Origin of the sequence: Streptococcus sp. HMSC068F04 (assembly GCF_001837455.1) — a bacterium.
Taxonomy (GTDB): Bacteria; Bacillota; Bacilli; order Lactobacillales; family Streptococcaceae; genus Streptococcus; species Streptococcus salivarius_D.
The window spans coordinates 1-22,370 of the sequence record NZ_KV832459.1; the positions used below are offsets into that span (position 1 = coordinate 1).

20 protein-coding genes are annotated in these 22,370 nt (G+C 38.8%); 16 read left to right on the forward strand and 4 right to left on the reverse strand.

The features are described 5' to 3' along the window. The first annotated feature begins 108 nt into the window (after nucleotides 1–108). The 10 genes from HMPREF2571_RS00700 (at nucleotide 109) to HMPREF2571_RS00745 (ending at nucleotide 7,819) form a co-directional block, all read left to right on the forward strand. A complete protein-coding gene (locus HMPREF2571_RS00700) occupies nucleotides 109–963 on the forward strand; it encodes a VOC family protein (RefSeq protein WP_013990363.1) in 855 nt (284 codons plus the stop codon). A gap of 137 nt (nucleotides 964–1,100) precedes the next feature. Continuing rightward, nucleotides 1,101–1,703 carry a nitroreductase family protein gene (locus HMPREF2571_RS00705; RefSeq protein WP_013990364.1) on the forward strand — a complete coding sequence of 201 codons (603 nt, stop codon included), beginning with the start codon at nucleotides 1,101–1,103 and terminating at the stop codon, nucleotides 1,701–1,703. A 492-nt stretch (nucleotides 1,704–2,195) separates the two neighbouring features. After that, the gene (locus tag HMPREF2571_RS00710; RefSeq protein ID WP_013990365.1) at nucleotides 2,196–2,510 is read left to right on the forward strand and encodes a FlxA-like family protein; all 315 of its coding nucleotides are present in this window, start codon (nucleotides 2,196–2,198) and stop codon (nucleotides 2,508–2,510) included. A 5-nt stretch (nucleotides 2,511–2,515) separates the two neighbouring features. Further along, entirely contained in the window at nucleotides 2,516–2,725 is a 210-nt protein-coding gene (locus HMPREF2571_RS00715; RefSeq protein WP_002885361.1) for a helix-turn-helix transcriptional regulator, read from the forward strand. Beyond that, on the forward strand, nucleotides 2,722–3,525 hold the full coding sequence (locus tag HMPREF2571_RS00720; RefSeq protein WP_176745582.1) for a DUF3169 family protein: 804 nt from the start codon (nucleotides 2,722–2,724) through the stop codon (nucleotides 3,523–3,525). The genes HMPREF2571_RS00715 and HMPREF2571_RS00720 overlap by 4 nt, the downstream gene beginning before the upstream one ends. A gap of 264 nt (nucleotides 3,526–3,789) precedes the next feature. Further along, nucleotides 3,790–4,713, forward strand: coding sequence for an aldo/keto reductase (locus HMPREF2571_RS00725; RefSeq protein WP_013990367.1), 924 nt, complete (start codon nucleotides 3,790–3,792; stop codon nucleotides 4,711–4,713). Nucleotides 4,714–4,861: 148 nt separating this feature from the next. After that, nucleotides 4,862–5,437, forward strand: coding sequence for a TetR/AcrR family transcriptional regulator (locus HMPREF2571_RS00730; protein WP_013990368.1), 576 nt, complete (start codon nucleotides 4,862–4,864; stop codon nucleotides 5,435–5,437). After that, nucleotides 5,434–6,114 carry an ABC transporter ATP-binding protein gene (locus tag HMPREF2571_RS00735; protein WP_013990369.1) on the forward strand — a complete coding sequence of 227 codons (681 nt, stop codon included), beginning with the start codon at nucleotides 5,434–5,436 and terminating at the stop codon, nucleotides 6,112–6,114. Before HMPREF2571_RS00730 ends, HMPREF2571_RS00735 begins: the two co-directional genes overlap by 4 nt. A 3-nt stretch (nucleotides 6,115–6,117) precedes the next feature. Then, nucleotides 6,118–7,263, forward strand: a complete 1,146-nt coding sequence (locus HMPREF2571_RS00740) for an FtsX-like permease family protein (RefSeq protein ID WP_013990370.1) — start codon at nucleotides 6,118–6,120, stop codon at nucleotides 7,261–7,263. Nucleotides 7,264–7,558: 295 nt separating this feature from the next. Next, nucleotides 7,559–7,819: a SemiSWEET family transporter gene (locus tag HMPREF2571_RS00745; protein ID WP_002885327.1), complete on the forward strand. Its 261-nt coding sequence runs from the start codon at nucleotides 7,559–7,561 to the stop codon at nucleotides 7,817–7,819. Between the two features lie 108 nt (nucleotides 7,820–7,927). On the opposite strand, the gene HMPREF2571_RS00750 is transcribed toward HMPREF2571_RS00745, so the two are convergent. Then, nucleotides 7,928–8,410 carry a glutathione peroxidase gene (locus HMPREF2571_RS00750; protein WP_013990371.1) on the reverse strand — a complete coding sequence of 161 codons (483 nt, stop codon included), beginning with the start codon at nucleotides 8,408–8,410 and terminating at the stop codon, nucleotides 7,928–7,930. Nucleotides 8,411–8,792: 382 nt separating this feature from the next. On the opposite strand from HMPREF2571_RS00750, the gene HMPREF2571_RS00755 reads away from it, so the two are divergent. The 5 genes from HMPREF2571_RS00755 (at nucleotide 8,793) to HMPREF2571_RS00775 (ending at nucleotide 12,904) form a co-directional block, all read left to right on the forward strand. Continuing rightward, entirely contained in the window at nucleotides 8,793–9,791 is a 999-nt protein-coding gene (locus HMPREF2571_RS00755) for a uroporphyrinogen decarboxylase family protein (RefSeq protein ID WP_013990372.1), read from the forward strand. An 18-nt stretch (nucleotides 9,792–9,809) separates the two neighbouring features. Then, entirely contained in the window at nucleotides 9,810–10,676 is an 867-nt protein-coding gene (locus tag HMPREF2571_RS00760) for a transporter substrate-binding domain-containing protein (protein ID WP_013990373.1), read from the forward strand. Nucleotides 10,677–10,745: 69 nt separating this feature from the next. Beyond that, nucleotides 10,746–11,438 carry an amino acid ABC transporter permease gene (locus HMPREF2571_RS00765; RefSeq protein WP_013990374.1) on the forward strand — a complete coding sequence of 231 codons (693 nt, stop codon included), beginning with the start codon at nucleotides 10,746–10,748 and terminating at the stop codon, nucleotides 11,436–11,438. Between the two features lie 3 nt (nucleotides 11,439–11,441). Beyond that, nucleotides 11,442–12,128: an amino acid ABC transporter permease gene (locus HMPREF2571_RS00770; RefSeq protein ID WP_013990375.1), complete on the forward strand. Its 687-nt coding sequence runs from the start codon at nucleotides 11,442–11,444 to the stop codon at nucleotides 12,126–12,128. A gap of 11 nt (nucleotides 12,129–12,139) precedes the next feature. Continuing rightward, nucleotides 12,140–12,904 carry an amino acid ABC transporter ATP-binding protein gene (locus tag HMPREF2571_RS00775; RefSeq protein ID WP_070846980.1) on the forward strand — a complete coding sequence of 255 codons (765 nt, stop codon included), beginning with the start codon at nucleotides 12,140–12,142 and terminating at the stop codon, nucleotides 12,902–12,904. A 75-nt stretch (nucleotides 12,905–12,979) separates the two neighbouring features. Here the strand turns inward: HMPREF2571_RS00775 and HMPREF2571_RS10625 are convergent, their stop codons facing one another. The 3 genes from HMPREF2571_RS10625 to HMPREF2571_RS00790 form a co-directional block, all read right to left on the reverse strand. Further along, on the reverse strand, nucleotides 12,980–14,137 hold the full coding sequence (locus tag HMPREF2571_RS10625) for a ribonuclease E domain-containing protein (RefSeq protein ID WP_013990377.1): 1,158 nt from the start codon (nucleotides 14,135–14,137) through the stop codon (nucleotides 12,980–12,982). A 596-nt stretch (nucleotides 14,138–14,733) separates the two neighbouring features. Continuing rightward, nucleotides 14,734–17,190 carry a KxYKxGKxW signal peptide domain-containing protein gene (locus HMPREF2571_RS00785; protein WP_013990378.1) on the reverse strand — a complete coding sequence of 819 codons (2,457 nt, stop codon included), beginning with the start codon at nucleotides 17,188–17,190 and terminating at the stop codon, nucleotides 14,734–14,736. 267 nt (nucleotides 17,191–17,457) lie between these two features. Further along, the gene (locus tag HMPREF2571_RS00790) at nucleotides 17,458–20,607 is read right to left on the reverse strand and encodes a KxYKxGKxW signal peptide domain-containing protein (protein ID WP_070846982.1); all 3,150 of its coding nucleotides are present in this window, start codon (nucleotides 20,605–20,607) and stop codon (nucleotides 17,458–17,460) included. Nucleotides 20,608–20,933: 326 nt separating this feature from the next. On the opposite strand from HMPREF2571_RS00790, the gene HMPREF2571_RS00795 reads away from it, so the two are divergent. Continuing rightward, nucleotides 20,934–22,319 carry an amino acid permease gene (locus tag HMPREF2571_RS00795; protein WP_037601034.1) on the forward strand — a complete coding sequence of 462 codons (1,386 nt, stop codon included), beginning with the start codon at nucleotides 20,934–20,936 and terminating at the stop codon, nucleotides 22,317–22,319. The last annotated feature ends 51 nt before the right edge of the window (nucleotides 22,320–22,370 follow it).

The window sequence follows — 22,370 nt, forward strand, 5'->3', positions numbered from 1 at the left end:
CACCCGTTAGACGGGTGGTTATGATTTTCAGGTTGTAATGATTGACATTACAATTAAACCAAGTATAATATTGTCATATAAAATATTACAACACAGGAGAAAAATCATATGACATACGATTACAATAGTAAGATTTATTTAGCGGAGGCAGTGCTAAATGTTAAGGATTTGGCTTGTCAGACGGCCTTTTATTCACAGATTATAGGTCTTGAAATCCTCTCCCAAATGGAAAAAGAGGTTATCTTGGGAGCTGGAAACAAGCCTTTGGTCCACTTGATTGAAACTAATCGTGAGGAAGCGGTCAAGTCCAGTTACGGTCTTTACCATATGGCGATTTTATTGCCGTCTCGCGAGGATCTGGCTGATGTTTTCAAACATATTGCTGAGCTGGACTATCCTTTTGTTGGTGCCGCTGACCATGGTTATAGCGAAGCCCTTTATTTGGAGGACCTTGAGGGTAATGGCATTGAGCTCTATCGAGACAAGCCTGTTGCTGAATGGGATATTCGTGAGGATGGTCGCATCGTTGGGGTAACAGAAGAACTCTCAGCCCAAGAAATTTACGATATGGGACGCAAGGTTGAACCTTTTGTGATAGCTAAGGATACTCGCATGGGGCATATTCACTTATCGGTCAAGGATAGTCAGCTAGCTTCAGCTTTCTATCAGGAAGTTTTGGAGTTAGCAGATAAATTCACTATTCCAAGTGCTAGTTGGATTGCTTCAGGCGATTACCATCATCACCTAGCGGTCAATGAATGGGGTGGAAAGGACTTGGCCAAACGTGAAGAAGATATGTCTGGTCTTGCCTATTACGTCCTTGAAGTAGAAGACAAGGAAGATTTGATTGCTATTGCAGAGCGTGCTAATAATCGTGGAGCTGAGGTCAAATGGTTATCTTCTAATGTCTTAACATTCGAGGATAATGACGGTATTTTGACACGGGTAAGAAAAAAATATTAATAATTAGTGATTTTTTGAGTCGTAACCATTGACGTTACATTTCAAACGGATATAATGGTTATTGTAATCAAAGTTGTTACAAGTGAACTTGACAATTTTAACAATTAACATATATCACAAATAAAGAGGAAATAACGATGACAAACTTTACAGATTTACAAACAAAACGCCGTTCTATCTATGCATTGGGAAAAGATGTGGAACTTTCAAATCAAGAATTGATTGATACTATCCAAGAAGCGGTTCTTAACACACCAACTGCTTTTAACTCACAAACATCACGTGTGGTGATCTTGTTGGATGAAGAATCAGATGTCTTCTGGAATGAGATTGCTTATTCAGAGCTTGAAAAAGTGACACCTGCAGAAGCCTTCGAGGGAACAAAAGAACGTTTGAAAGGTTTTGCCCAAGCTAAGGGAACAATCCTCTTCTATGAAGATCAAGATGTGGTGAAAGGCCTTCAAGAGCAATTCCCACTTTATGCAGATAACTTCCCAATTTGGTCAGAACAAGGTCATGGAATCGCTCTTTATGCAACATGGTTGGCTTTGGCTGAGAAGAATATCGGCATGAACGTGCAACACTATAACCCACTTGTTGATGCCCAATTGGCTGAAAAATATGATATCCCAGCGAACTGGAAACTCCGTGCCCAAGCACCATTTGGTCAAATCGTCGCACCAGCAGGAGATAAGGACATCCAAACTGAAGGTCGTTTCAAAGTTTTTGGCGACAAATAATCACCTTAACTTAGTCAGTCGGTTATGTACTGACTGAACAAAATCATAATGATAAGACAAATGACTAGCAGGATTGAAGAATCTTGCTAGTTTTTTCTATTTCAAAACTAGTAATGCCCAAGAAAATGTATAGCTTGAATTTTGAAACTTTCCTTAGGTGATAGCAAATGTCAGCGATTTTCTCCGAAGTTCCATGAGTAAAGTTTGAGCCCTCGATTTTTAATTTTTAGGCTCAGGTTAAGACAGTTCTCCAAACCTCTGAGTATCTAAAATTATTTGGTTTTGGGTGCTTTCTTAGCGATATCTTGCACATCAATTTTTTCAAGTCGTTTATCGAAGGAGAGATAGTCTAAAAGGTTTGAATAGATGAGCTACTAATATCTTATCTTCAACAACTTTGACAATATTCTTTTTATTTTTTGACAAAGATACTTGTCAAAAATAAAAAGAAGCGTTACAATAGTTTTAGACGAATGAAGGAGAGGTATTCTTATGGGAGCCATATGGATTCTATTTATCCCTTTTCTGCTTATAGTTTATGCAAGCTCAGAGAAGAAGATAAAAAGATTGAACAAACGTATCAAAGGGTTGGAAAAACAATTGAAAGGAAATAAAGAAATGTCTAGACTTTTAGAAGAATTGAAAGGGCAAACGGTCAGTATTAGACTAAATGGTTTTGGAAGTAATTGGAAAATTGTTGATTTTGATGAAGATTGGGTTAAATTAAGCCGTGGGGGTATTAAACAACATAGGGTGACAAAATTAGTTCGTATTGAAGATGTTGAATTAATTCAGCAATTGAGGTAGTCATTATGAGATTAAAAAATCGTCTGAAAGAGTTGAGGGCGCGTGATGGGCTCAACCAATCTGAGCTAGCCAAGCTAGCAGGGGTCTCGCGTCAGTCCATCAGTCTCTTGGAACGGGGGGAATATACCCCTTCGGTTATTATTGCCATCACCATCGCCCAGGTTTTCAAAGAGCCTGTGGAAAATGTTTTTAGTCTAGTAGAGGAAGAGGAATGATTATGAAAAAGCAACCACAAAAAAGATCTCCACGTTACCGTTTTTGGAGAAATGTCGGAATCATCACAGTTTCCTGCTTAATCGGAGGAGGTCTTGGAGTTCTGACAGGGATGTTCGGATCAGAAAAACCAATTGAAATTCAATCTCTCTTTAGTAAAGAAGTACTCTATTTGGGATCTGTAGTTTTATTCCTGATTATGTTCATGATTACGATGGGCTTACTGATGTGGGGAAGAAAAGTCCATCAAAAGATGCTTCAAATAGAAGATGAAGATGAGGCATATCACTATGACGTTCAAAAGAAAAAACTTTATGGTTTAGCGACCATTTTTAAAGGAATCTTGATCTTACCATACTTTTTAGTCATCATATTTTATAGTCAATTGATGTCTATGGATAGACCTGGAACAGGAAACTTGCCTTTTATCTTTGGACCTTTTACCATGCACTATCTTTTTCTTGCCTTGATTGTCCTATTTTTCCTAGTGGGTATCTTCTATCGTAAGACCTTTGATCTGATTTATGGAAAACCAATTCCTCGCAATGCCAATGCCAAGGAAGTGCGTGAATTTTTGATGAGTATGATGGATGAGGCAGAAAAACAGATAAGCTACGAAGAAAATTTCGAAGTGGTGGTTAAGTTAAGCAATTATATCTTGCCAATCATGCTAATTGGAATTTTAATCATTGGGATTGCCTTCCAGACGGATATCCTCTTGGCTTTGAGTGTTGTATCCATCATCTATATTTATATCCTTATTTCACAATACAAGATTACCAAACGTTATTATAAAGAATAAATGTATCATCCATGTTAGAAATCTGTAAAAGCTTTTGGAAGTAATAGAGAGCTTTTCTTATTGCAAATCTTATCTTCCATTTCTTTATATACAATCAATGGGCGTGTTATCAGTCTTGAATCTTAGGGATTCTGAGAGACTATCAAAGGTGACCTAGCTATCGTAAATCATCCAAGCCCTCAGTTGATGCTGAGGGCCTTTTATTTCTCAATTGATTTTTGAAACCCTTTTCACTACAATAGAGATACAGAAAAGGAGGCAGTGATGAAGTATATTGATTTTGCTGAAAATGAGCGTTTGTCAACGATTGTCCTTGGCATGATGCGGATTAGTCAGATGAGTGAAGATGAGGTGGAGGCCTTGGTGGAGGCGGCCTTGTCGATTGGGATCAACACTTTTGATCTGGCAGATATCTATGGCGATGGCCAGTGTGAGGTCCTGCTGGGTAAGGTTCTCAAGCGTCGTCCGGATCTTCGGGACCAGATGTGGATCCAGTCCAAGTGCGGGATTCGCAAAGACGGCTTTACCTATTTTGATTTCTCTAGGGACTATATTTTGGACTCTGTCGACGGTATCCTCGAGCGTCTGCAGATCGAGCGCTTAGATAGTCTCCTCCTTCACCGACCGGATGCCCTCATGGAACCTGAAGAAGTGGCAGAAGCCTTTAATCACTTGGAGCAAGCGGGCAAGGTCCGTCATTTTGGAGTGTCAAATCAAAATCCTATGATGATGGAATTGCTCAAAACGGCAGTCAAACAACCTCTCAAGGTCAATCAGTTGCAGTTGAGTGCTGCCTTTACACCAAGTTTTGATGCAGGTTTTCATGTCAATATGGAAGGGCCAAAAGCAGCTGTGAGAGATGGCAGTGTCTTTGAGTATTGTCGCTTAAACGATACGGTGATTCAGGCCTGGTCTGTCCTCCAGCATGGCTATTTCAAGGGAAATTTTGTTGGCAAAGAAGAGTTTGCGGCCCTCAATCACGTCCTCAATGACTTGGCGAAAAAATACCAGGTCACGCCGACAGCCATCGCCCTTACTTGGGTCCTCCGCTATCCTGGTAAGATGCAGGCAGTCATTGGAACGACCAAGCCCCAGCATGTCCTTGAAGCAGGGAAAGCAGCAGAAGTTACCCTAACTCGCAAGGAATGGTACCAAATCTACCTAGCTGCAGGAAATGATTTGCCTTAGAATCTTGTTATCAAACCAGATTCCACTCTTATCGGTAGTCTGGTTTTTTGTTTTGTGGTCTTCAGTTTTTTCTTGACAAGCCTTTCCTTTTTATGATATCTTTTAGGCAACATGTGTTGCGCAACGAACGTTGCGTGAAAGGAGTCTTATGCCACCCAAGGTTAAATTTAGTAAAGAGGCTATGATTGGGACAGCTTTACAATTGGTGAGAGAAGAGGGCATGGCTAGTTTAACTGCTAGGGCATTAGCGGAGAAACTGGGAGCTACACCAAGAGTCATTTTTGGGCAATTTGCTAATATGGCTGAGTTACAAGCAGAGGTTATTGGTGCTGCGGAGATGGTCGTGGTGGAGTATATTCGCAAGGCTTTAGAAGATGAAAAGCCTTTTCGATCTGTCGGGGTTGCTTATATTCTTTTCGCCTCAAAAGAGCCCCAACTATTTCAATTGCTTTTCCAAAATCCTAGCAAAGAGCCGATTCGTCACTTTCAAGATTTTCTTCCCATGAAGGATCATAGTTACCAATTGGTTCTGGATTCGATTGTTGCAGACTATCCTTTGACTGTAGAGGAAGCTAGTCGCTTGTACCAGCATCTATTTATCTACTCACACGGGATGGCCTCTATGGTTGCTTCTGGTATTTATCAGTTCAGCATGGAAGAAGTGATTGGATTACTGACAGAGGTTTGTCAATCTCTCATCAAAGAAATGGTAGGAAAGAAATGATTCAACTAGAAAATGTGCACAAAAGTTACGGCCAAACCAAGGTTTTAAAAGGGATTGATTTGCAGATTCAAGACCAGGATGATGTGGTTATCCTCGGTCCTTCTGGATCTGGGAAATCAACTCTCTTAAATGTGTTATCAGGCTTAGAAAAGGTGGACGAGGGGCATATTCTTATTCAAGGGCAGGATTTATCACAACTCACGGATGCTCAATTGACAGCCTTTAGACGTAAAAAGATTGCCTTTATTTTCCAGCAGTATTATCTATTGCCTAATCTAACGGTCAGACAGAATGTAAAGATGGGAGCTGACCTGGCAAACAATCATGATTTTTTGCAGATCATCGAGGATTTGGGGCTTGGCGATAAGCTGGACAAGTATCCGAGTGAATTGTCTGGTGGGGAACAGCAGAGAGTCTCCATTGCTCGGGCCTTGGCCAAAAAGCCAGAGATTCTCTTCTTAGATGAGCCGACGGGAGCCCTCGATGAAGAAACAGGGCGCAAGATTCTCGACTATATCTGGAAACTGAAGGAAAAGCTGGGCTTTACCCTCATCATGGTGACGCATAACCAAAATATTGCAGATATGGCCAGAACCATCATTCGTGTCAATAGTGGCAAGATTACCGAAGTTGTGACCAATGATCAGCCTCAGACTGCCTATGAGATTGGGTGGTAAGCTATGTTTTCAGTAAAAGATATTCGAAAATTAGTTGTCGTCAGTATCATTGGGGCTTGTGCGGTCTTTGTGGCCAATCTCTTCTTGAATTTTTACTTGGATATCGAGCAGTTGGAGATTTCGAAAACCAATCCCATGATTCAGACCTACTATGATGCCCAGGTTTCGCTTTCCTGGATGGTGGCCATGGTCAGTGGGGTCGTCTTGTCCTTGACGTCGGTCCTTCTCATGTGTTTTTATATCAAACAATTTGTCGATGACCACAAGGAACAATTAGGGATTTTAAAGGCTTTGGGCTACAGCAATGGTCAGTTGGCGAAACGATTTTGGGCCTTTGGACTCAGTTTTGGAGCTGGAGCGCTTCTTGGCTATTTCACTTCATTTCTCATGATGGGACATTTTTACGACTTCCGTAATGAGAAGGGGATTTTGCCAGAAATTACCATTCACTTTCACTGGCAGCTCTTGCTTGCTTTGGTGATCCTGCCAACGACCTTCTTTATGCTTCTCGCGATTGGTTATGCTAGAAGACAACTACAAACGCCGGCTCTTCGCTTATTGAAAAAGTCCCCAAGTCCGATCAAGGTCAAAAGGAGAAAGAGGGCTCCCAAGAAAGACAACCCCTTTTTAAAAGAGCTGTCCTCGTCACTGATTTGGGGGAGAAAATCTATCTTGTTTTTTGTGGTCTTTGGCTCCATGTGTTTCGCGGCCATGGTTCAATTGTCCTTTGGCCTCAGGGATTACACAGATGACATCATCCAAACCATGATGATTATGATTGGCTTGATCCTTTCTTTCTCGATTCTCTTTTTGTCATTGGGGATTGTCGTCTCAGAAAGTCGTGAAACCTTGGCCTTGATGAAGGCTTTTGGCTACACAAATCGTGAATGTCAAAATCATATTCTCGCTCCCTATCGTTTTTGGGCCTATCTAGGATTTGTTCTTGGGACGGTTTACCAATACGGTATCATGGAAATCTTGATTGGTGTAATCAAAGATACAGTTCCTGAAAAGATTGAGCATCACTTTGATGGGAATGTTTGCTTCTGGACCTTGCTTGGCTTTGCTGTGGTTTATGAAAGCCTGTTTTATCTATCCAACAGAAAACTCCAAAAGCAAACCATCAAAGAAGTACTCTTAGCTGAATGATTTATGACAGTAATCCTTAATATCAGTGCTTTTTAATGAGAAAAAATAGAAGATTCATTGACTTTAGACCTCTTCACGAGGTCTTTTTCTCTTATGAAAACGCTACATAAGAGACTAAATGCACTATCACAATCTTGTGATAGTTTACATCTTCTTAACATTGTCCCGAAATTCTTGCATTCTCTATTGTTAAAGCGTAAGATAGACACTGTTTTAATTTTAGTGCATTAAAACATGTCTTGAAATATTTCTAGATGTACAAGGCAAATAGAATTTTATGAAAGAGGAGTCTCGAATGTCAGATAAACAAATGAAAACCCTTGGTTGGGTAGCGACTTTCATGTCAGTTATGATGTATGTATCATACGTACCACAAATCATGGACAATTTGTCTGGTCATAAAGGAAACTTTATCCAACCATTGGTAGCTGCAGTCAACTGTAGCCTTTGGGTTTACTATGGTCTCTTTAAAAAAGAACGTGACCTTCCCCTTGCTGCGGCCAATGCACCAGGTATTATCTTTGGTTTAATTACAGCATTGACAGCTTTGTTCTAAAATAAAGCAAAATTTCTTTCTATACTATTTTTCTTAACGCAGAAAACGAGAGCAGAACTAACGACAGTTAAAGATTGTCGTTCTAGTTTCACTCTCGTTTTTTTGTTTTTAGTTATTAAGAAGAGCCTTGATAGCATCTTCCATTTTTAGTGGATCAGTTTTGGAAGAAAAGCGTTCGACCACTTGTCCTTCACGGTTAATCAGAAACTTTGTAAAGTTCCACTCAATTCTAGCCCCAAGCGGTCCAGATTTTTCTTGTTTTAGCCAATCAAAAAGTGGCTCTGCTTCCTTACCGTTGACCTTGATTTTGGCAAAACGAGGGAAGGTTGTATGGTAATTGAGGGTGCAGAAGGTATTGATTTCTTCAGCACTGCCAGGTGCTTGCCCCATAAACTGATTACAAGGAAAATCAAGAATCTCGAAACCTTGGTCTTTGTATTTGTCATAGAGTTCCTGTAAGCCCTGATACTGTGGCGTCAAACCACAACCTGTTGCTGTATTGACGATTAAGACGACCTTGCCCTTATAGTCCTGGAGAGACACAAGCTGGTTGGCTTGATTTGAAACTGTAAAATCGTATAAGGTTGTCATAGGAAACCTCCTTTTATTTGTTTGAGACTATTATAGCAAAGTTAGTCAGAGAAGTGATTTTTCAGGAAGACTAGAGATTAAATGGTGTTTGTGATAGTAATTCTTTATCTTGGTGTTAAGAATTACTTATAGCTGACGGTAATAATACTATGTAAGGACATGTGCTTAAAAGAAGGGAACAATAGGTTTTAACGTTATTTGGGTTACTATATCATAAATAATATTTATGGCTAGGGATAACATTTCTTTATTTTTCGGATGTGATAATCTCTGATAAGATAATGTCATTCAGTTTTGAAGCAGCTAGTGATAATAGGAGTTGAAAGTATTTTAGGTATGTTCATTAGCTGTTGATATTAGGATAAGAGAAAAGGAGATTCTTATGTCAGAAAAAAGAGAGTTAGTTTTGAAAGCATTTCGTGGAGAAAGTGTTGATCGTGTCCCGGTGGGATTTTGGCATCATTTTACTACTGAAGCAGAGTGGTTACATGGTTTTGAAAATCCAGAAATTATTGATAAAAATAAGGCTGGTCATAAAAAATTTATTGAAGAAGTCAAACCTGATTTTGTTAAATTGATGAGTGATGGTTTCTTTGCATACCCACAGCCTGCTCTTAAAGACTTTAAGTCAATCAGTGACTTGCAAACAATTGAACCTTTAGGAGCAAATCATCCTTGGATTTCTGCACAAGTTGAACTTGTAAAAAGTTTGATTGCTGATTTTCCTGAAGATATTGTTGCAATTTACAATATCTTCGCTCCGGTTACTTATTTAAAATGGTTAGTTGGAAAAGTTTCAGGAGGCGATGATCTTATCGCAGATTACATTGAGGAGAACCGTGAAGCTTTGAAGCATGTTTTAGATGTTATTGGAGAAGACATTGCAAGTCTTAGTCAGAGAGTGATTAAAGAAGCTGGTGCTGATGGTATTTACCTAAGTGTTCAAAGTATTCAAGATAATCGTGTTAGCACTGAGATTTATAAGGAAATCATTGCTCCAAGTGAATTAAAGGTTTTAGATGCAGCCAATGAGGCCAAGGGTCATAACATTCTACATATTTGTGGCTACGAAGGGGCCCGCAATAACGTTGAACTCTTTAAGGATTATCCTGCTCAGGTAATTAATTGGGCGGTTGGTCCTGAAGGAATTAGTTTGGCAAAAGGCCGTAACATTTTTGGAGGTCGCACAGTTCTTGGTGGGTTTGAAAATGGAAAAGACGGTCTTCTATATACTGGAACTAAAAAAGCTATTCAAGAAAAGGTTAGGGAGATTATTGCTGATAATGGAACCCAAGGGTTAATCATTGGTGCTGATTGCACGATTCCAAGTGATATTAACCATGAGCGTATTGAATGGGTACGTGAAGCAGCAATTTTGTAAGAAAAAGGAGAGATTAGTATGAGTAAAAAGACATGGATTATTGGTGGGGTAGTTGTTGTAGCACTTATTGGGGCTACAGTTATTGGACGTAGCTTAACAGGAGATAAAAAAGCAAAATCAGACTCTGGAAAGGTAACAACATTAAAAGTTGCCCATACTCAAAACTATGTTCCTTATGATTTTGTTGATAAGGATGGTAATTCTGATGGCTATGAGGTAGCTGTATTAAAGGAAATTGATAAAAAGCTTCCACAGTACAAATTTGAATATACTGGAACCAGTGATGATGACCTTTTGATTGGTTTAGAGTCAGGTAAATATGACATTGGTACTAAGGGCGCGTGGTATACAGATGAACGTGCTAAAAAATTTATTATTCCTAAAGATCCAATTGGAGCAAGTATTATTGGATTTACCATTCGTAAGGATGATAAAGATAAATATAAAAATATCTCTGACTTTGCAAAACAAAATGGTCGATTGGTGCCAATCTCACCACAAAATGCTCAGTGGAATGTTATTAAAGACTACAACGATGAACATAAAGATCAACCAATCGAGTTAACATCTGCGGAATCTTTCCAAGTTTCAGATGCCTATGCATGGGTTTTGGAAAATCGTTATGATGCTTACTTTGATATTAAATTATCTTTTGAAAAGGCTGTAACTGATAAAGATGGTGCGTATCATCAATATGCAGATAAATTGACTTGGTTCCCTTATAAAGGAATTCCAACCTATCCACTCTTCCATCGAGATAGTAAGAACGAAGAGTTTTCAAAAGAATATACTAAGGCTATCAAGGAACTAAAAGAAGACGGTACACTTGAAAAGTTATCTAAAAAATACTTTGGTGAGGATGTCTTCTCATACGTAGACAAATAAGTAAATTGTAACGTCGTAAAAGTATGATGTTTTGATAAGCTTCTGAAGTGAGTTTAGTTAGGAGAAAATATGGTCAATTATGACATTTCAAAAGTTTTTGGAGCATTACCTGAAGTCATAAAGGGCTTACCAATGACATTATTGGTTATCATATTAACGACTTTACTTGGGTCGTTATTAGGAGGATTAATTGCTTGGGCAAGCCTTTCCAAGGATAAAGCTTTGGAGAATTTAGCTAAGGGATATGTTTTTATCTTACGCTGTACCCCACCTATTGTGCTATTATTCTTGGTATTTTACGGAGTCCCAGAATTTCTTAATTGGTGGTTGGGATTAGATATTAATGATTGGTCCAAATTGATATTTGTTCTTGTGACTATGGTTCTCCTATTCTCAGCAATGATATCAGAAGTGTTTAAAGCGGCTTATCAAGCAATTCCTAAAGGACAATTAGAAGCTGGGCTTAGTATTGGGCTTACTTCTGAACAAACCTTTGTAAGAATTATTGCCCCTCAAGCATTTAAGGTTGCTTTACCAAATATTACAACAGCTATACTTAATCTTATGCGCGATGCAGCTTTGGCTTATACGATTGGTTTTATTGATGTAATGGGCAAAGGGAATCTTTTGATTAGTCGCCATTTAGGAAATTATTCTTTGGAGACTTATACAGCTGTTGCCCTTGTTTATTGGGGAATAGCGTTAATTTTATCGTTGATTTCTAGGATAACAGAACAACAATTGAGTGTAAAAGAGAGGTAAAAAATGAATATTACTTTTATTATAGATACCTTTATCAAGGCTTTATATGGTGTTCCGGTAACTCTGGGAATCATGGTTGTGGCAATTTTATTGAGTTTTCTACCTGCTTTATTTCTCGCTTTAGGGCAGATTTATAAGTTGAGAGGTGTCAAGACTTTTTCAATTGTTTATCTTGCATTTATTCGTGCAACACCTCCAATTCTGTTAATTTTATTTTTTTATAGTTTGTTCCCTAGTTTGTTAAATCAATTTTTTAAAGGAATTGGGAGTCACATAGATGTCTTCAAAGTTAATCCGCTTTACTATGCTTTTATTATCTATAGCTTGATGACGACAGGAAGTTTATCGGAAATCATTCGATCAGCATTACAAACTGTTGATAAAGGTCAACTAGAAGCTGCACAAGCCATAGGTTTAACAACAAGACAAGCTTATCTGAGAATCGTTTTTCCTCAGGCACTTAAGTCTGCTCTTCCCAATTTGTGTAACTTAGTTATCAATATTGTGAAAGGAACGTCACTTGTCTTTGTTATGACGATAAAAGATATTACCGCAATTGCACGAGTCGAAGCAGCATATGGATATCAATATTTTGAATCTTATTTTGTCATCTTCATTTTATATTTAATCATTTGTGGTATCATTCAAGTTCTCTTTAACTTTGGAGAAAGAAAATTGCAATTTACATAGAGGGAGTCACTATGCTAGAAGCTAAACATATATCAAAAACATTTGGAGATCGTCAGGTTCTTGTTGATGTCAATCTACAAGTGAAACAGGGAGACGTGGTTGTCATCTTAGGACCATCAGGTTCAGGAAAAACAACTTTCTTGCGTTGCTTTAATCATTTGGAGAAAGCAGATGGAGGTCAATTAAGAATTTCGGGTAAGGACTACTCTTTGGATAAGTTATCAAAGAAAGATATTTTAGATATCCGAAAGAAGACAGCTTTTGTATTTCAACATTACAATTTATTTGCAAACAAGACTGCCATTGAGAATATCTTGGAAGGTTTAGTGATTGCTAGGAAAGTTCCCAAAAGTGAAGCGCAAGAGATTGCTGAAGAAGCACTTAAAAAAGTTGGTCTTCTGGATTTTAAAGATTACTACCCATCACAACTTTCAGGAGGACAGCAACAACGTATTGGTTTAGCCAGGGCTATAGCAGTTAAACCAGAAGTTATCTTGTTAGATGAACCAACATCAGCCCTTGATCCAGAACTAGTTGGGGATGTTCTGGATGTCATGAAACAACTTGCTCATGAAGGAACGACAATGGTAGTTGTGACTCATGAAATGGGGTTTGCACGAGATGTAGCTAATCATGTCGTTTTCATGGATGGTGGTCATGTCATCGAAGAGGGGAGTCCAAAAGACATTTTTTACAGACCAAAAGAAAAACGTACACAACAATTTTTGGCACGTATTCTTTCTGATGCTAGTTATGATTTGGAATATATGATTTAAAAAATCTGCTGTTTTAATTAGGAATGAAAAAAACAAAGACGAGTTTAGTTTGTCTTTTTTTTTTTTTTTTTTTGCTTATAAGTAGTCTACTGCAAGAATAGGAGTGTTCTTTTTAGCCGGTACACGTGTTTTCACACCATTATTCCCTTTAGGGAGACGTAATTTTGTAGTTCCTTGGTTTGAAGAATTTGTTTGGTGTTTGTAGTTAACAGGGATACGCGTTTTCACACCGTTATTGCCTTTAGGAAGACGAAGTTTTTTAGCACTTGTTGGTGTAACAGGTGTTACAGGTTTTTCAGCTGTTCCTTCAGTAACTTCCTTGTAAATATAAGTGATTGTCACAGTATTTGAAATACGAATTTTGTGTGACTTAATTTCTTGATCATCAGTTGATTGTAGCTTATATGTTTTACCATTAGCTTGGATCGTTTCAGGCGCAGTCGGGAAATAGGCATAGTAAGCTAAATCAATATCGCGTCTAACCATGTTGACTTTGATTGGAGCAATTTCCTGTCCCTTCTCATCGACAAAACGGGCTTGTTGTGCGACAGTTGGAGCAAGGTCAACATCATCATAGAAGTAGGTAACATCAATCATAGGACTTGAAGCAATTCCTTTTTTAGGAGCGCCGTAATTACTCTTATTGTTAAGTACTATATCGTCGTATTTAGCAAAATACCATGTTTTTCCATTTTCATCGGTAACCGTTGCTGGTGCAAAAGCAGATGTGTCGTATTCAGTGAATGCAGGTACTTTAATCGTTGTGTAAAGCACATCTTTTTGAGAGCTAAATTGTGAATAACTTGCTTCAGTTGTACGACGAATATGATGAATACGAACTTCTGACACACGTTCATCAACCGTTGGTGTGTTTACAACTGGACTTGATTCTTCAAGACTTACAGGAGTTGTATTTTCAACTGCTGGTGTAGGAGTACTTGCAGGTGTAGTTACTTCCTCGCTAAGGATAGCAGTGCTCGCTGAGTTAACCTCAGTGGCAGGATTAGCAGTAGCAGTTGTGCTTACTGATTCGCTAGTTAGATTAACATCAACGGCTGAAGCAGGGATGTTTTCAACAACTAGGTTTTCAAAAGAAGTGTTATCAAGAGCCTCTGTAGCGGGAAGACTTACTGGCAATTCTTGTTCATCTGCAAGTGCAGAAGATGATAGACCAAGTGCTAAAATTGCAGCACTAAGACCAATAGTAGCATGTAATTTCTTATTCATGTTCATTAATTCCTCCTTGATATATGATGATTATAACAGAGGTGATTATAAAAGTCAAAAAATTAAAAATATGTAAATTGAAAAATTTTGTTTGATACTTAAAATGATTTAAAACATGATAGTAATAGTACATTACGAGTGTTAATGTAAAATTTCATTCAAAAATTAGGGCTTTTTATGATTTTCTAGAGGATTCATAAAAGTGATTTATGTTTAATAAAAAACTTATATTTCAAAAACTTTAATCAATAATATATGAACATTTATTGTCATATCCCTGATAATTGTAGCAGTTCTCTATTCTCTAGTTACTCTGGTATTGACGAACCTTATCCACTATACCATGTTGAATATTGATTATGAAACTGGCTTTGGAAGTGAGAAACGCTACCTTAATTTCAGATATCCTTTGTTATACCCAATCGCTAAGAAGAAAATAGAGAAGTACAAGTCTAAGCGGTATGCATAAAAAACAGCCGTACATTTATTTTGTACGACTGACTTTAAAAAACAGACACTATCATTCTCACAGGTGGTTTTGACTCTCTTAGATGTAGTATTCCTAAATTAGACGTTATTGAGGTAAAGAAATACAACTAATGCTAGTGGACGTAGTGGCCAACACCATTTTCATCAAAGTGATAGCTAACCGTAAATTGTCTCATTATAGCTAAAAATTTAAACATAACAGTTTGATTTTTAACCATGGCTCCATCATCGCCATAGAAGTAGCTTTGACCGCCAAAATCAACCATTTTATTCAGGATGGCACGCCCATCTTGTTGGAAATTGTAATCTTTACCATTAATAGTTTGACGCCCAGTTATTGCTTTGCCATTTTTGTCAAAGTAGTATCTAGCGACTCTAGAAGCCCCTCCGTCGCCACTACCGCTTCCAGGAGCTGCGGGCATTCCAAAATGGATAACTTTTTCATAATCTTCTTCTGGAACATATTCTCCGAGTAATAATGTGACGAAACGATTTGTCATCATTTCTCCTGTGAGTTTATCGTAATAATGGATGTGTCCATCAATCTTACGTAATTGACCTTTTACTTGTTTGCCATCTTTATCAAAATAAAGAGAGATACCATCAACCACTTGAGGACCTGTTAAAAATGTCCCATCATTAGTGACATAATAACTATTTCCTAGAGCATCTTTAACAAATGTTTGACGCTTCTCAGTGCTACGAGTTACGATTCCTTCTTGGTCAATAGTTACTAAGATGTCGCCATCTTGATAAGTTTGATTGAGAATAAGTTGACCAGCAGAATCTTGATTATCTTTCTCAGTGAAATGATAGAATTTATTATCAATTTCTTTCCAACCGTAAGTGACTTTTCCACCTGCTTCAGGATCTAGATAATAACGATTATTGTCTTTGTTAAGCCATCCTACTTGAACCTTTCCTTCACCGTTTACATAGTAGGTACCAGTAATTGTTTTATCATCTTGATTATCAGAGTATGTGTTTACAAACTGATTGTAAATTAAATGATAGTTTTGGAGGAAGTAGTCGCCATCTTTTTCATGGATAATGCCATCGAGTGCCCAACCCTTCTCGTTGAAGTAGTAGGTTTGTCCATCTATCGTGTGGAATCCTTTTATAGCCTTTCCATCTGGGCCAAAATAGTAAGTGATATTGACGTTCTCATCTATGTCAATATCAGTACCATAAACATTTACGGTTTTCTTCACTCTGGTAGGAATGACAGAAAGCTGATTTGTACGCATTGCTCCATTATCCTTTTCGAAGAAATAAGTGTCTGTACCTATAGTTGTTATTTTTCCTTTCGCTTGGATTCCGTTATCATCAAAATAAACATTTACACCATCTATATTATGAAGTCCAATAAGTTTGTGTCCAAAACCATCGTAATAGGACCAATCATTTCCATTTTCAGAAATGTATTGGTTACGATATGGAGGGAGTTCTTTAACAATACCGTTTTCATCAGCTTCATAAGACTTACCATCAAGCTCGAAGATGGCATTCTTAACCTCTCTACCATTATCCTTATCGAAATAATGTGTTCCTGTATGGTTCCCCCAAATTGATATTAGTTGACCTTTAGCTTGTTTTCCATCAGAATGAAAATAAAGAGAGTAGCCATCGATGATTTGACTGAAGGTAACCATATGTCCATCTTTATCAAAGTAATACCAAAAACCTTCATTATCAGAAATAAAACGATTTTTTACTGCAGCGCCAGATTCATCAAAATAGAATGTACCTCCATGGACATAAATCTTTTTGTCCTTAACCTTTCTTCCGTTGTATGGATCAAAATAGTAAGTCTGTTCTCCGATATTAACTAGCGAACCTTTAATTTGATATCCTCTATCATCAAAATAGAGATCAAAGTTATCAATAGTTTGCGCTCCTTTTACAGCCTTACCATCAGCTCCGAGATAGTACCATCCATAGCCACCATCAGTAACAAATTGGTTCGTTAACTTTCTACCAGAATCTTTGTCAAAGTAGTATGTTTCATTATCCACAGTTACAAAGTTACCCTTTGCTTGGATACCATCCTGGTCAAAGTAAAGAGGAACACCATCCACTGTTTGAAAGCCAGTTAACTTTTGATTATCTTTAATATAGTACCAATTACCATATTCATCAGTTATGAAGTTGCCTCCTGTAATTGAGTTATCTTCTTGTGTTTCAATACTTGAAGCTTCAGAAACATTAGTAGCTCCTTCAAAAGATGCTTCACTTGAAGATGGTACGGTACTATCTTCAGGAAGCGATACTTTCGAGTTGTTGTCGACTGTATAAGTACCGGTTGTCGTAGAATGATTTGTTGATGTTTCAAGAGACGATTCGGACTGGCTAGTAGTCTTTTCATCAATGAAAGTATTCGATGTGTTGATAGCTGATTCTTCAAAAACTATGGAATTTTCTATTGTTTGATTAGTAAGAGATAATTCCGATTGCTCAGCATAAGCGATATTTCCGGTAGAAGCGATGATTCCAAGTGTTAAGCTTGAAATAGCAATGGTAATCCAATGTTTCTTCACTTTGTGAAGCTTGAAATGAGTTTTGTGTTCCATAATTCTATCCTCCGTTTCTCACTTTTCACCTTAATTTTAACATTTGATTTTTATATATTCAAATATTTCTATAATAATTTTTTAATTATTCGGAAGCTGTTATATTGTGAAAAAAATAGTAAAAGTATTGCAAATTTTATCAATTAATTCTTGAAAAACTCAAGTATAAATTACAATTTTTCAGTTTTTATGGAAGAAAGTTCGAAAAATTTAATTTTAAAAGAACCCACAAAAAAACCAAGACTTTCGTCTCGGTTTCATCTCATCTTATGACACGACATGTCCGTCTTTGTCGAAGGTATAGAGTTTACCATCGATGAGGACAGAGCGGTTAGTGTATTTTTCACCTGTTTTAGGGTCCAAATAGTAGGTGTAGTTATCGACTGTGACAAAGCGTCCTAGGACTTGTTTGCCTTCAGCGTCGAAGTAGAGGACCTTGCCATCAACTTCTTGGAAGCCGGTAACTTTCTCACCTTTGTCATTGTAATAGTAGTTATCGCCCTTATCGTAGACAATGCGATTGCGATAAGCTGGTTCACCCTTGCGGTCAGCAACTACACCATTGTCATCAGCATTATAGGCTCTGTCTCCGATGACAAAACGTCCTGTTTCAAGGTTTCCGCTCTCTCGGAAGAAGTAGTCCTTGCCATCGATGGTTTGCCAACCTGTCAGAGCAGCTCCGTCGTTGCCATAGTAGCGTGTTGGGTAGTATGGGAAGCGTGGAGAACCTTCGTAGTTGTATGATTTTGAAAAGGCGTTACGTGTCATGATACCAGTCAATTGGTCAAATTGGTATGTTTTACCATTGATTGTGACCTCTGTGCCTTTGGCTTGACGGCCATCTTCATAGAAATAGTAAGTGACGCCATCAAAGGTCTTCAAGCCAGTGACTTTCTGACCATTTTCATAGAGATAACTTGTGCCGCTACGATCCGTCTGCAATTGGTCAAAGTGGATGGCTTTTTCTTTTGCCGCATCAATACCCTTGGCATCAAAATTAAATGTTACACCGCGATAAGTAAGGGCCTTGTTAGTTGTTGCAATGGCCACGTTTGTGGTCACTTTTTGGCCATTTGGTGCTGTGAAGGTCATTGGTGTTGAGTCGAAATGGTAGAGGTGCCCATTAAGAATGTCCCATTCGTCAAAAGTTGACCATTGTGATTGGCGGACGTTACTATATTTAGATCCAAGAATCTTACCATCATATTGATAAGGACCTTCTTTGATATTACCGTCGGCATCTGTAACATAGACACCTTCAAGTTCATACGAATTCTCACCAGTACGCTTGAACTCAGGATAGAGACCGTTTGTCAAGAGTTTTCCATCTGGGCTAAAGAGTTGAGAGTTGATAACTCCTGTGTAGAGGTTTCCTTTAGGTGTGTCGTCATCAGAATAGTCGCTACCATAATAACGGTTGCCATTAACTTCAAACCAGCCTGTCTTGAAGGCACCATCACTTCCTGCGTAGTAGATGTTTTCAGAGAAGTTACCGTAACGACCAGTAGATTTATCATGGTAGAAGGCATTACGAAGGACAGCACCAGTGTCTTTGTTGGCAAAGTAGTAGTTATCACCTAGGTTGAAAATCTTTCCTCGAATTTGTTGGCCCTTATCGTTGAAGTAGTAGAGGTCCTTGTTAATAGTTTGGAAACCAGTGACCTTTTTGCCATTAGCATCGTAGTAGTACCATTCTTGATCAGTACCTTTAACAAATTGATTTCGATTTGTGGTTTGGTCAGCTTTAGTAGTCGCCACACCATTGATATCAAAGTTATAGACCATACCGTTTAAGGTAAGTGAGCGATTGACCCACTTGTCACCTGTATTTGGATCGAAGTAGTAGGTTTTGCCACCAACAGTAACCAGTTGTCCCTTGGCTTGTACACCATATTCGTGGAAATAAAGGTTTTGTCCGTTAATGGTTTGGAAACCAGACACGGCTTTACCATCAGCTCCGAAGTAGTACCAAGAGTTGTCTCTATTGATAAATTGGTTAGTTACTGGATTTCCATTATCTTTATCGAAATAGTAGATATCGTTACCGTAGTAAAGGAAGTCCCCTTTGACTTGTTGACCATTGTCATTGAAGTAGTGAAGGCTACCGTCTACTGTTTGAAAGCCATGAAGCGCTTTACCATCTTTACCAAAGTAATACCAATTCCCTTTATCGTCAGAAACATAACGGTTGGTTACCATAATACCAGTCTTTGGTTCAAAGTAATACTGTTGTCCGTTCAGGTTTTGAACACTTGTCTTGTAGTGAGCTTGGCTACGGTCTAGAAATTCGGTTTGGAAACCAAATGGGGCTGAGAAGCCTTTAGTTGCCTTGAAGTCATTGATGTAATACCAGTTTCCAGCTTTATCCGAAACAAAGACAAAATTAGGTTGATTACCAGTAGCATCAAAGTAGTAAAGATTTCCATTTTCAGTGATGAAGTCATCTTTGACCATCTTGCCATCTTTGTCGAAGTAGTAAAAGCCAAAGTATTTATGGTTGACGTTGTTAAGAGCTTGGCGACCTGTCACACGACGTCCATTGTCTTTATCGAAATAGTAGCTATCACCATTAATAGTGACGATTTCGTTTTTAGCTTGTCGACCATCTTCGTGGAAGTAGAGGTTAAAGCCATCGATGTTCTGAGCACCAGTGACGGGTTTCCCATCTTTGCCGAGGTAATACCAGTTGTGGTTGTTGTCTTCAATAAACTGGTTACGTTTGTTCGTTTCAGGCAGAACTGCTGTCAAACGACCTTGGGCATCAACTTTGTAGGCTTGACCATCAATGTTGATAGAGGTATTGGTTACCTTACGTCCATTGGCTTTGTCATAGTAGTAAGATTGTCCATTTTCTGTGATAATCTCACCCTTGGCTTGCTTGCCATCCTCGTGGAAATAAAGGTCGAAATGGTCAACGTTTTGGGCACCAGTCAAATTTTTCCCATCTTTGAGATAGTACCAGTTGCCCTCAGCATCACTATTGAATTGACCGCCAGAAACGACAGCAGTTTCAACAGATTCCGGTGCTTGGCTATTCACGTCAGTAGCTGTGTTAGTTGTTTCTGAAGTTGAAGCAGCAGTTCTCGTTTTGCCACTAGACAAATTGTAAGTGCTACTTGCTTGTTCTTCTTTAAGGACTGGCTGCTTTTCAGTTGTGACAGTAGCAGTCGTATCAGTTGCCTTATTGGTTGCGCCTTGATCAGCTTTTGTCGTAGCTACAGTTGTTTCTGTGACGACAAGCTCAGGATCCTGACTGACGCTTTCAGGCGTGCTAGCTGAGGTAACTTGATTTGTAGCTTGTTCGTCAGCAGAGACACCAACTCCAACCAATGAGGCACCAAGTGCTAAACCAGACACGGCAATGGTAACCCATTGTTTTTTCACTTTATGAAGTTTAAAATGAACTTTATTTTCCATAAAAGTTCCCCTTTTCCTTTTTAATGACCCCATTCTAACATCTTTCATTAGAAGAATCAAACGCATTCATAAGATTTTCATGTTTTTTTCTAAAAATTGAAAATTCTTTCTAGGTAAGGATTTGAGAAACAAAAAAGAATGATAAATGACCACTTTAGCAAGCTCCTTTTAATCGAGATGTATGTAAAATTAAAAAGTAAGCACTGGAAGTCCCCATCTTCAACATAGCATTCACCAATAAAAGTATAAAAATACAGAAAGAGGTCCATTTAGACTAAGAAATATGGTATAATAGTTCGGTATTTCGCAAAAAATGGAGTATAAAAATGAGTATTTTTCGTAAAAAGGATGTCGGTCTCGCTCAGACTGAGATGAAACGGCATCTGACCCTTAGGGATGTGGTCCTTCTGGGAATCGGTGCCATGGTTGGTACAGGAATCTTTACGATTACTGGTACCGCGGCATCGACTCTGGCTGGTCCTGCCCTGATTATTTCGGTCTTGATTTCAGCCGTGTGTGTTGGTATGTCAGCAATTTTCTTTGCCGAGTTTGCCTCACGTTACCCATCAGCCGGTGGTGTCTATGGTTACCTCTATGCTGTCTGGGGGGAGTATCCTGCCTGGATGGGTGGCTGGTTGACCATGATTGTCTTTATGAATGCCGTATCCAGTGTTGCCTCTGGTTGGGGTGCCTACCTCAAGGGGCTACTGGCTAGCTTTGGTCTTAAGTTACCTCAAGCCATCAGTGGGCCTTTTAATCCCAGCCAAGGCACTTACATTGACCTCTTGCCAGTCTTGGTTTTGGTCTTGGTGACAGCCCTTCTTCTTATGAATTCTAAGCAGGCTTTACGTTTGAACTCTCTCTTGGTAGTGCTCAAGTTTTCAGCCTTGGCGGTCTTTATCTTAGTGGGCCTCTTCCATTTGAATCCTAGCAACTGGGCTGATTTTGCGCCATTTGGCTTTGGTCAGATTTACGGAGGAAAAACTGGGATTATGGCTGGTGCCTCTCTCATGTTCTTTGGATTTCTTGGTTTTGAGTCTATTTCTATGACCGTAGACGAGATTAAAGAGCCGCAAAAGAACGTTCCTCGAGGTATCGTTCTTGCCTTGATTATTGTGGCTTCACTCTATGCAGTGGTTTCGCTGGTCTTGACAGGAGTAGTTCACTATACCAAGTTGAATGTTGATGATGCTGTGGCTTATGCCCTTCGCTATATCGGTATTTCTTGGGCAGCCAACTACGTCTCTGTCGTTGCAATTATGACCTTGATTACGGTATGTATTTCAATGGCCTATGCCCTTAGCCGTATGGTTTATAGCCTGGCGCGTGATGGTTTCCTTCCCCAAACCTTCCAAAAGGTTTCAAAGACTAATAAGGTTCCACATCATGCGACACTTTTGACAGGCGTATTGTCAGCTATCTCGGCAGGTATCTTCTCCTTGGCCAACATGGCATCCTTGGTTAACATTGCGACCTTGGCTTACTTGGTCCTCTTGGCTATTGCCCTCATTATTCTTCGTAAGGACAAGGGCTTGCCACAGAAGGACGAGTTCAAGGTTCCATTTGTTCCGGTCTTACCAATTATCTCAATTATCGTCTGTCTCTCCTTTATGAGTCAGTACAGTTGGCAGACATGGTTAGCCTTTGGTTTGGCAGTGCTAATCGGTTCAGTTATTTATGCCTTTTACGGTTACAAACATTCGAAGTATTAAGATGAAAATGATAGTGCCATCTGGCCTATCATTTTTTGATATAATGGAAGG

Excerpts from the sequence above, each read along its gene's own strand:
- HMPREF2571_RS00700 (WP_013990363.1), top strand. The coding sequence starts at position 109 with ATGACATACGATTACAATAGTAAGATTTATTTAGCGGAGGCAGTGCTA.
- HMPREF2571_RS00705 (WP_013990364.1), top strand. The coding sequence starts at position 1,101 with ATGACAAACTTTACAGATTTACAAACAAAACGCCGTTCTATCTATGCA.
- HMPREF2571_RS00710 (WP_013990365.1), top strand. The coding sequence starts at position 2,196 with ATGGGAGCCATATGGATTCTATTTATCCCTTTTCTGCTTATAGTTTAT.
- HMPREF2571_RS00715 (WP_002885361.1), top strand. The coding sequence starts at position 2,516 with ATGAGATTAAAAAATCGTCTGAAAGAGTTGAGGGCGCGTGATGGGCTC.
- HMPREF2571_RS00720 (WP_176745582.1), top strand. The coding sequence starts at position 2,722 with ATGATTATGAAAAAGCAACCACAAAAAAGATCTCCACGTTACCGTTTT.
- HMPREF2571_RS00725 (WP_013990367.1), top strand. The coding sequence starts at position 3,790 with ATGAAGTATATTGATTTTGCTGAAAATGAGCGTTTGTCAACGATTGTC.
- HMPREF2571_RS00730 (WP_013990368.1), top strand. The coding sequence starts at position 4,862 with ATGCCACCCAAGGTTAAATTTAGTAAAGAGGCTATGATTGGGACAGCT.
- HMPREF2571_RS00735 (WP_013990369.1), top strand. The coding sequence starts at position 5,434 with ATGATTCAACTAGAAAATGTGCACAAAAGTTACGGCCAAACCAAGGTT.
- HMPREF2571_RS00740 (WP_013990370.1), top strand. The coding sequence starts at position 6,118 with ATGTTTTCAGTAAAAGATATTCGAAAATTAGTTGTCGTCAGTATCATT.
- HMPREF2571_RS00745 (WP_002885327.1), top strand. The coding sequence starts at position 7,559 with ATGTCAGATAAACAAATGAAAACCCTTGGTTGGGTAGCGACTTTCATG.
- HMPREF2571_RS00750 (WP_013990371.1), bottom strand. The coding sequence starts at position 8,410 with ATGACAACCTTATACGATTTTACAGTTTCAAATCAAGCCAACCAGCTT.
- HMPREF2571_RS00755 (WP_013990372.1), top strand. The coding sequence starts at position 8,793 with ATGTCAGAAAAAAGAGAGTTAGTTTTGAAAGCATTTCGTGGAGAAAGT.
- HMPREF2571_RS00760 (WP_013990373.1), top strand. The coding sequence starts at position 9,810 with ATGAGTAAAAAGACATGGATTATTGGTGGGGTAGTTGTTGTAGCACTT.
- HMPREF2571_RS00765 (WP_013990374.1), top strand. The coding sequence starts at position 10,746 with ATGGTCAATTATGACATTTCAAAAGTTTTTGGAGCATTACCTGAAGTC.
- HMPREF2571_RS00770 (WP_013990375.1), top strand. The coding sequence starts at position 11,442 with ATGAATATTACTTTTATTATAGATACCTTTATCAAGGCTTTATATGGT.
- HMPREF2571_RS00775 (WP_070846980.1), top strand. The coding sequence starts at position 12,140 with ATGCTAGAAGCTAAACATATATCAAAAACATTTGGAGATCGTCAGGTT.
- HMPREF2571_RS10625 (WP_013990377.1), bottom strand. The coding sequence starts at position 14,137 with ATGAACATGAATAAGAAATTACATGCTACTATTGGTCTTAGTGCTGCA.
- HMPREF2571_RS00785 (WP_013990378.1), bottom strand. The coding sequence starts at position 17,190 with ATGGAACACAAAACTCATTTCAAGCTTCACAAAGTGAAGAAACATTGG.
- HMPREF2571_RS00790 (WP_070846982.1), bottom strand. The coding sequence starts at position 20,607 with ATGGAAAATAAAGTTCATTTTAAACTTCATAAAGTGAAAAAACAATGG.
- HMPREF2571_RS00795 (WP_037601034.1), top strand. The coding sequence starts at position 20,934 with ATGAGTATTTTTCGTAAAAAGGATGTCGGTCTCGCTCAGACTGAGATG.